The sequence below is a fragment of the Streptomyces sp. NPDC051211 genome, assembly GCF_040689505.1.
In the GTDB taxonomy this organism is placed as follows: domain Bacteria; phylum Actinomycetota; class Actinomycetes; order Streptomycetales; family Streptomycetaceae; genus Streptomyces.
In genome coordinates this window covers 1-7793 of sequence record NZ_JBFBAV010000088.1, presented here as the reverse complement: position 1 = coordinate 7793, position 7793 = coordinate 1, and the positions used below count along the sequence as shown (strand labels likewise).

Annotated in this window: 6 protein-coding genes; 1 reads left to right on the top strand and 5 read right to left on the bottom strand. The window is 74.3% G+C overall.

Features of this window, described 5'->3' with window-relative positions; translation table 11 throughout:
• Positions 1-603: 603 nt before the first annotated feature.
• From AB0447_RS36110 to AB0447_RS36090, 5 genes are read right to left on the bottom strand one after another with little or no spacing between them, the layout of a single operon-like run.
• The gene (locus tag AB0447_RS36110) at positions 604-1413 is read right to left on the bottom strand and encodes a type III pantothenate kinase (RefSeq protein WP_366481203.1); all 810 of its coding nucleotides are present in this window, start codon (positions 1411-1413) and stop codon (positions 604-606) included.
• 3 nt (positions 1414-1416) lie between these two features.
• A complete protein-coding gene (gene nadC, locus AB0447_RS36105; protein WP_366481202.1) occupies positions 1417-2442 on the bottom strand; it encodes a carboxylating nicotinate-nucleotide diphosphorylase in 1026 nt (341 codons plus the stop codon).
• A 2-nt stretch (positions 2443-2444) separates the two neighbouring features.
• Positions 2445-4211 carry an L-aspartate oxidase gene (locus AB0447_RS36100; protein ID WP_366481201.1) on the bottom strand — a complete coding sequence of 589 codons (1767 nt, stop codon included), beginning with the start codon at positions 4209-4211 and terminating at the stop codon, positions 2445-2447.
• A complete protein-coding gene (gene panC / locus AB0447_RS36095; RefSeq protein WP_366481200.1) occupies positions 4208-5206 on the bottom strand; it encodes a pantoate--beta-alanine ligase in 999 nt (332 codons plus the stop codon). The genes AB0447_RS36100 and panC overlap by 4 nt, the downstream gene beginning before the upstream one ends.
• Complete coding sequence (locus tag AB0447_RS36090) at positions 5203-6180, bottom strand: DUF2520 domain-containing protein (RefSeq protein ID WP_366481199.1); 978 nt, start codon at positions 6178-6180, stop codon at positions 5203-5205. Before AB0447_RS36090 ends, panC begins: the two co-directional genes overlap by 4 nt.
• A gap of 326 nt (positions 6181-6506) precedes the next feature.
• Here AB0447_RS36090 and AB0447_RS36085 point away from each other — a divergent pair, with 326 nt between their 5' ends.
• Positions 6507-7586 carry a beta-eliminating lyase-related protein gene (locus AB0447_RS36085; RefSeq protein WP_366481204.1) on the top strand — a complete coding sequence of 360 codons (1080 nt, stop codon included), beginning with the start codon at positions 6507-6509 and terminating at the stop codon, positions 7584-7586.
• Positions 7587-7793: the final 207 nt, after the last annotated feature.

The following is a 7793-nucleotide window of genomic DNA, read 5'->3' as shown; positions in this document are numbered from 1 at the left end:
CGACGCGACCGAAGGGAGCGCCCTTGACGGCCCGGACGGACCCGGAACGACACTGGGACTGCCGGGCAGCCCCCGCCCGCCGCCGGCTTCGGCCCAGGCGAAGCCGGCGGCCATACCCGGCCCCGCCCAACAGCCCGGGCCGGCCTGGCAGGGCACGCCTCGGCAAGCCGCCGTCCAGCAGCCGAGCGGGGTCGCGGCCCGGTGGGCCGCTGCGCGGAGCCTTCCCCCGCCCCGCCCCTTCCCGAAACCGGGCGCTGCCCGGACCCGCGCCTCAAACGCCGGCGAGGCTGGAGAGGGGCTCTCAGCCCGGGCCCGCAAACCCGCCCCGGTCAGGCTGGAGAGCGGCGTCTCGGCCCGGCCCCCGTACCCACCCCGGCCGGGCTGAATGGTGGGGCTCCGCCCCGGCGGAAGCCGCGCGGGTACCGCCGAACAGGCCAGCGAGCCTGCGCCGTGCGCCCCGAAGCCCGCCCTGGCGTCAGGACTCCGCCCAGCCGAAGCCATCAGGGGGCGGGCGGGAAGCCCCGCCCCACCCCGGCCCCGAGAAGGGGGCAAAGAAGCGCCCGCGCCGGGCGCCCCGTACCCCACGCAACGGGGCGGCGTACGTCAGGTGAAGTTGGGGGCGTTTCGTTCGTAGACGAGGCGGAGGCCGATGAGGGTGAGCCAGGGTTCGTGGTCGTCGATGACCGAGGATTCGCCGAGGACCATGGGGGCGAGGCCGCCGGTGGCGATGACGCGGACGTCGTCGGGGTCGCCGTTCGGGCCCGCCAGTTCCTTCGCCATGCGCGTGACGACCCCGTCGACCTGGCCGGCGAAGCCGTAGACGACGCCGGACTGCATCGCTTCGACGGTCGACTTGCCGATGACGTTCCGCGGCCGTGCCAGTTCGATCTTGCGGAGCTGTGCGCCGCGCACCCCCAGCGCTTCCATGGAGATCTCGATGCCGGGGGCGATGACCCCGCCCACGTATTCGCCCCGCGCCGACACCGCGTCGAAGGTGGTCGCGGTGCCGAAGTCGACGACGATGGCGGGCCCGCCGTACAGCTCCACTGCCGCGCACGCGTTGATGATGCGGTCGGCGCCGACTTCCTTGGGGTTGTCGGTGAGGATCGGGACACCCGTCTTGATGCCCGGTTCGACCAGCACCGCCGGCACGTCCCCGTAGTACCTGCGGGTGACTTCCCGCAGCTCGTGCAGTACTGCCGGGACGGTCGAGCAGATCGCGATCCCGTGGATCCCGTCGCCCAGTTCGCTGCCCAGCATGGGGTGCATGCCCATCAGGCCCTGCATGAGCACGGCGAGTTCGTCGGCCGTGCGCCGCGGGTCGGTGGAGATGCGCCAGTGCTCGATGATCTCGTCCCCGTCGAACAGCCCGAGGACGGTGTGGGAGTTGCCGACGTCGATGGTCAACAGCATCTGCTACACCGCCTCGCGGGGCTCGCGGGGCTCGCCGGCCTCACGCAGGTCCAGGCCGATGTCCAGGATCGGCGAGGAGTGGGTCAGCCCGCCGACGGCCAGGTAGTCCACGCCGGTCTCGGCGTAGGCGCGCGCGTTGTCCAGGGTGAGCCGGCCGGAGGACTCCAGGATGGCGCGTCCCTTGTTGTGCCCGCGGTTGAGGGTGACGGCCTCCTCGGTCTCGGGCGTGTTGAAGTTGTCCAGGAGGATCAGGTCGGCGCCCGCGTCCATGGCCTCCCGGCACTGGTGGAGGGTGTCGACCTCGACCTCGACGGGCAGGCCGGGGAAGGCCTCCCGTACGGCCTTGAACGCCTGGGCGACGCCGCCCGCCGCGACCACGTGGTTGTCCTTGACGAGGGCGGCGTCGGACAGCGACATGCGGTGGTTGACGCCGCCGCCGCAGCGGACGGCGTACTTCTCCAGGGAGCGCAGTCCGGGGGTGGTCTTGCGGGTGTCCCGGACCTTGGCGCCGGTGCCTTCCAGGGCGTCCGCCCACCGGCGGGTGGCGGTGGCGATGCCGGAGAGCCGGCACAGGATGTTGAGCGCGCTGCGTTCGCCGGTGAGCAGGTCGCGGGTGCGCCCGGTGACGGACAGCAGTACCTGCCCGGCCTGGACCCGGTCGCCGTCCTCCGCGTGCCGTTCGACTTCGAAGGTGTCGGTGGCGACGACGGAGAAGACGGCTTCGGCGATCCGCAGGCCGGCGACGGTACCCGCCTCCCGGGCGGTGAAGTCGGCGGTGGCGACGGCGTCTTCGGGCACGGTGGCGACGGTGGTGACGTCCACGCCTCCGTCGAGGTCCTCGGAGACGGCCATTTCGGCGATGGCCTCCACCTCGTACGGGTCGAGGCCGGCGTCGGCGAGGAGCTGGGCCAGGGCGGGGTCGAGGCCGGATTCCTCGCCGCCGCAGGCGCAGCCGTCGCCGCAGCCGCCCTCGGCGTTCTGGTCGATCAGGGGGAGTTCGGCGTGGTCGGGGTGGTCGGAGGTGCTCACGGTTACGACTCCTGGCTCAGGATGGGGCGTACGGGGGTGCGTACGGGCGTGTCCACGGACGGGAGGTCCGCGGTGTCGGTCTCGGTGACGACCAGGGCGCGCTTCTCCGTCCGGGACAGGCGGACCACGAGGTGGCGGCGCCAGGCGGAGTCGTCGCGGTCGGGGTGGTCCTCGCGCCAGTGGCAGCCGCGGGTCTCCTCGCGGCGGCGGGCGGCGGCGACCAGCACGCGGGCCACGCACAGCAGGTTGGTGGCTTCCCAGGTGTCGACGCCGGGTTCGGCGGTCTTGCCGTGGATCTCCAGGTCGTAGAGCGCGGCGGCGTACAGGGAGTCGAGGGCGTCGGCGGCGGCCCGCAGGGAGTCCGCGGAGCGCAGCACGCCCGCGCCCTGGGTCATGATCCGCTGGATGTCGAGGCGGGCCTCGGCGGGCAGCAGGGGGCCGCGGAAGGGGACGGGGACGCCGGGGCCGCTGGAGGCGGGGGCGTGTGCGGTGATGTCGGCGGCGATCCGCTCGGCGAAGACGAGGCCTTCGAGGAGGGAGTTGGAGGCGAGCCGGTTGGCGCCGTGGACGCCGGTGCAGGCGACCTCGCCGCACGCGTACAGGCCGGGCACGGTGGTGCGGCCGTGCAGGTCGGTGCGGACTCCGCCGGACGCGTAGTGGGCGGCGGGCGCGACCGGGACGGGCTCGGTGACCGGGTCGATGCCGTGGGCGCGGCAGGCGGCGAGGATGGTGGGGAAGCGCTGTTCCCACATCTGGGCGCCGAAGTGCCGGGCGTCCAGGTACATGTGCTGTGCGCCCTGTTCCTGCATGCGCCGCATGATGCCCTTGGCGACGATGTCGCGGGGGGCGAGTTCGGCCAGTTCGTGCTGGCCGACCATGAAGCGGACGCCGTCGGCGTCGACGAGGTGGGCGCCTTCGCCGCGGACCGCCTCCGACACCAGGGGCTGCTGGCCTTCGGCGTCGGGTCCGAGGAAGAGCACCGTGGGGTGGAACTGGACGAATTCGAGGTCGGAGACCTCGGCGCCCGCGCGCAGGGCGAGCGCGACGCCGTCGCCGGTGGACACGGACGGGTTGGTGGTGGCGGAGAAGACCTGGCCCATGCCGCCGGTGGCGAGGATGACGGCGGGCGCGTGGACGGCGCCGACTCCGTCGTGCTGGCCTTCGCCCATGACGTGCAGGGTGACGCCTGCGGTGCGGCCTTCGGCGTCCTGCAGCAGGTCGAGGACGAGTGCGTTCTCGACGGTTTCGATGCCGGCCGCGTCCACGGCTTCGACGAGGGCGCGGGAGATTTCGGCGCCGGTGGCGTCGCCGCCGGCGTGGGCGATGCGGCGGCGGTGGTGGCCGCCTTCCCGGGTCAGTTCGATCTCGCCGGTTTCGGCGGAGGTGTCGAAGACGGCGCCGGTGGCGATCAGCCGGCGGACCGCGTCGGGTCCTTCGGTGACCAGGAGGCGTACGGCGGCCTCGTCGCAGAGTCCGGCGCCGGCGACCAGGGTGTCGTCGAGGTGCTGCTCGGGGGTGTCTCCTTCGCCGAGGGCGGCGGCGATGCCGCCTTGCGCCCAGCGGGTGGATCCGTCGTCGAGCCGGGCCTTGGTGACCACGACGGTGCGGCGGCCGGCGGCGGCGCAGCGCAGCGCGGCCGTCAGGCCGGCGACGCCGGAGCCGACGACCACGACGTCGGCGTCGAGGGCCCAGCCGGGGGCGGGGGCGTGCAGCCGTATGCCGGTCCCGCTGCCGCCACCGGTAGTCGCTCTGCCTGACGAGGTGCTCACGCGTGTGCTCCGAACTCCAATGGGATGTTGTCGATCAGCCGGGTGGTCCCGACCTTCGCGGCGACGGCGAGGACGGCCTCGCCGGCGTAGCCGGCCGGGATCTCGGTGAAGTCTGCGGGGTCGACGAGGGCGAGGTAGTCCAGTACCAGGGGTACGTCGGCGCGCGCCGCTTCGTCGAGGACGGCCCGGGCGGCGGCCCGTACGGCGTCGGGGAGTCCGGCGCCGGCCAGGGAGACGGCGTGTGCGTCGGCGGAGGCGCGGGCCTCGCCGAGGCGGGCGAGGGCGGTGGCCCGGGCCTCGGTGGAGCCGGTGGCTTCGGCGCGGGCGGCGAGCGCGGCCTGCGCGGCGAGCCGGTCGCGGCCGGCGAACAGGGCGCGGGACAGGGCGAGGGCGGTCCGGCGTTCCGGCTCGGACAGGTAGCGGTTGCGGCTGGAGAGGGCGAGCCCGTCGTCTTCGCGGACGGTGGGCACGCCGACGATCTCGACGGGGAAGTTGAGGTCGGTCACCATGCGCCGGATCAGGGCGAGTTGCTGGGCGTCCTTCTGGCCGAAGAAGGCGGTGTCGGGGCGGGTGAGGTGGAGGAGTTTGGCGACGACGGTGAGCATGCCGTCGAAGTGGCCGGGCCGGGTGGCGCCTTCCAGGAGGCTGCCCATGGGGCCGGCGGTGATCCGTACCTGGGGGGCGCCGCCGGGGTAGACCTCGTCGACGGTGGGGGCGAACACCAGGTCGGCGCCGGCTTCTTCGGCGATCCGGAGGTCGGCGTCGAGGGTGCGCGGGTAGCGGTCGAGGTCTTCGCCGGCCCCGAACTGGAGGGGGTTGACGAAGACGGTGACGACGACCTGGCCGTCGGGGCCGGCGTGTTCGCGGGCGGTGCGGACGAGGGTGGCGTGGCCTTCGTGGAGCGCGCCCATGGTCATGACGACGGCGCGGCGGCCGTGCCGGGGCAGGCCGTAGAGCTCCTCGCCGGTGCCGATCAGCTTGGTCGTCGTGGTCATCGTCCGTCCCCTCCTCGGGCTTCCCCGCTGCCGTCCGGATCGTTCGGGCCGGGACCGTTCGGGCCGCGGCCGGCTGCGTGGTCCTGGGTGTCCGCGAGTACGTCGAGGAGGTCCTCGGCGAGTTCGGGCTTGAGCAGTCCCTGCGCGAGGGCGCGGTCGGCGGTGGTGCGGGCCATCGCCAGGTAGCCGGCGACGGTGGCGGGGGCGTGCCTGCGCAGCTCGGCGACGTGGGCGGCGACGGTCCCGGCGTCGCCGCGGGCGACGGGTCCGGTGAGGGCGGCGTCCCCGGACCGCAGGGCGTTGTCGAGGGCCGCGCCGAGGAGCGGGCCGAGCATCCGGTCGGGGTGTTCGACGCCGGCGGTGCGGAGCAGCTCCATGGCCTGGGCGACCAGGGTGACGAGGTGGTTCGCGCCGAGGGCGAGGGCCGCGTGGTAGAGCGGGCGGGAGGCTTCGGCGATCCATTCGGGTTCGCCGCCCATTTCGATGACCAGCGCCTCGGCGGCGAGCCGCAGCTCGTCGGGGGCGGTGACGCCGAAGGAGCAGCCGGCCAGCCGGTCGACGTCGACCGCGGTCCCGGTGAAGGTCATGGCGGGGTGCAGTGCGAGCGGCAGGGCGCCGGCCCGGCGGGCCGGGTCGAGTACGGCGGTCCCGTACCGGCCGGAGGTGTGGACGAGCAGCTGGCCGGGCCGGATGGCACCGGTGTCGGCGAGGCCCTGGACCAGGGGCGGCAGCGCGTCGTCGGGGACGGTGAGCAGCACCAGGTCGGCCAGCTCCAGGACCTGGGCGGGCGGTACGAGCGGCACCTCGGGCAGCATCTCCGCGGCGCGCCGCCGGGAGGCGTCGGAGACGCCGGACACGGCGACGGGCCGGTGCCCGGCCAGCTGCAGGGCGCGGGCCAGCGCGGGGCCGACGCGGCCTGCACCGACGACACCGACGGTGAGCCGGGCAGGGCGGGCCTGGTGTGTTGCGTTCACGCGGGGAGGGCCTTCCGTTCCAGTCCGCGAGGGGTACCGGACGATACGTCGCCATGCTAGCCCCTGGGGTCCGCGCGGCCCCTGTCGTGGCGGGCCGGGGGGTAAACCGGGGGCGGCGGGGACGGGGTCGGGGGATGATCACCGGCATGGCAGACGAAGACGTGCAGGACCGGGACCAGGACGAGGACCGGGACCAGGACCCGGACGAGGTTCAGGGCCGGAAGCAGGACGCGGAGCAGGACGCAGAGCAGGACGCAGAGCAGGACGCGGAGCAGGACGCGGCAGAGGACGAGGAGGAGCGGCAGCAGGCCCGGTGGATAGCGGCCATGCGCGGGGCGCGGCAAGCGCTGAGCCGGGGCCCGCGGGAATCCACCGTCCGGGAGCTGCTGGACCGGCTGGCCGGTCTCACGGACGGCCAGGACCGGCCCGTGGACATCTACGGCGACGGGGTGGTCGCCGACCTGGAGCGCCGGGTGGCGGAGCTGCTCGGCATGGAGGACGCGGCGTTCTTCCCGTCCGGGACCATGGCCCAGCAGGTGGCGCTGCGCTGCTGGGCCGGCCGCACCGGGAATCCGCTGGTGGCCCTGCATCCGCTGAGCCACCCGGAGATGTGGGAGAGCGGGGCGCTGTCCGTCGTATCGGGGCTGCGGACCACCCATCCGACGCGGGAGCGGCGCCAGCCGACGGCGGAGGAGGTCCGTGGGCTCCCGGAGCCCTTCGGCACGCTGATGGTGGAGCTGCCGCTGCGGGACGCGGGCTTCCTTCTGCCGTCCTGGGAGGAGCTGGAGGAGCTGGTGGAGGCCGGCCGGGAACGCGAAGCGGTGGTCCACTTCGACGGTGCGCGGCTGTGGGAGACCACGGCGCACTTCGGGCGGCCGCTGTCGGAGATCGCCGGGCTGGCGGACAGCGTGTACGTGTCCTTCTACAAGTCGCTGGGCGGGCTGAGCGGGGCCGTGCTGGCCGGGCCGCGCGACTTCGTGGAGGAGACCAGGGTGTGGCGGCACCGGTACGGGGGCCAGATCTTCCAGCAGTTCCCGCAGGCGCTGGCGGCGCTCGCGGGGCTGGACCGGGAGCTGCCCCGGCTGCCGTCGTACGTCGCCCAGGCGCGGGTCGTCGCGGAGGCGCTGGCGGCGGGGTTCGCGGAGGCGGGCGTCCCGTGGTTCCGCGTGCACCCGGAGACCCCGCACACGCACCAGTTCCAGGTCTGGCTGCCCTTCGAGGCGGACCGGCTGACCGAGGCGGCGGTGCGGCAGGCCGAGGAGACGGGCACCTCGCTGTTCGGGCGCTGGGGGGCGGACGGGCCGCCGGGGATGGCGGTGACCGAGGTGACGATCACCGCGCCCGGGCTGTCCTGGACGCCATCGGATGTCCGGGTGGCGGTAGCGGAGTTCGTCAGCCGCATCTAGCCGCGTCCAGCCGCATCCAGACGAGCCCTGCCCGGCCGATGCGTTGCAGCGCCGGGGCAGCCGCTGCGCGGAGCCTTCCCCTCCCCGCCCCTTCCCGAACTGGGGCTCCGCCCCAGACCCCGCGCCTCAAACGCCGGCGGGGCTGGAGTTGCCTGCGGCAATCCAGCCCGCCGGGGGTACCCACCCAGCCTCGCCGGCGTTTGAGGC

Excerpts from the sequence above, each read along its gene's own strand:
- AB0447_RS36110 (WP_366481203.1), bottom strand. The coding sequence starts at position 1,413 with ATGCTGTTGACCATCGACGTCGGCAACTCCCACACCGTCCTCGGGCTG.
- panC (WP_366481200.1), bottom strand. The coding sequence starts at position 5,206 with ATGACCACGACGACCAAGCTGATCGGCACCGGCGAGGAGCTCTACGGC.
- AB0447_RS36085 (WP_366481204.1), top strand. The coding sequence starts at position 6,507 with ATGCGCGGGGCGCGGCAAGCGCTGAGCCGGGGCCCGCGGGAATCCACC.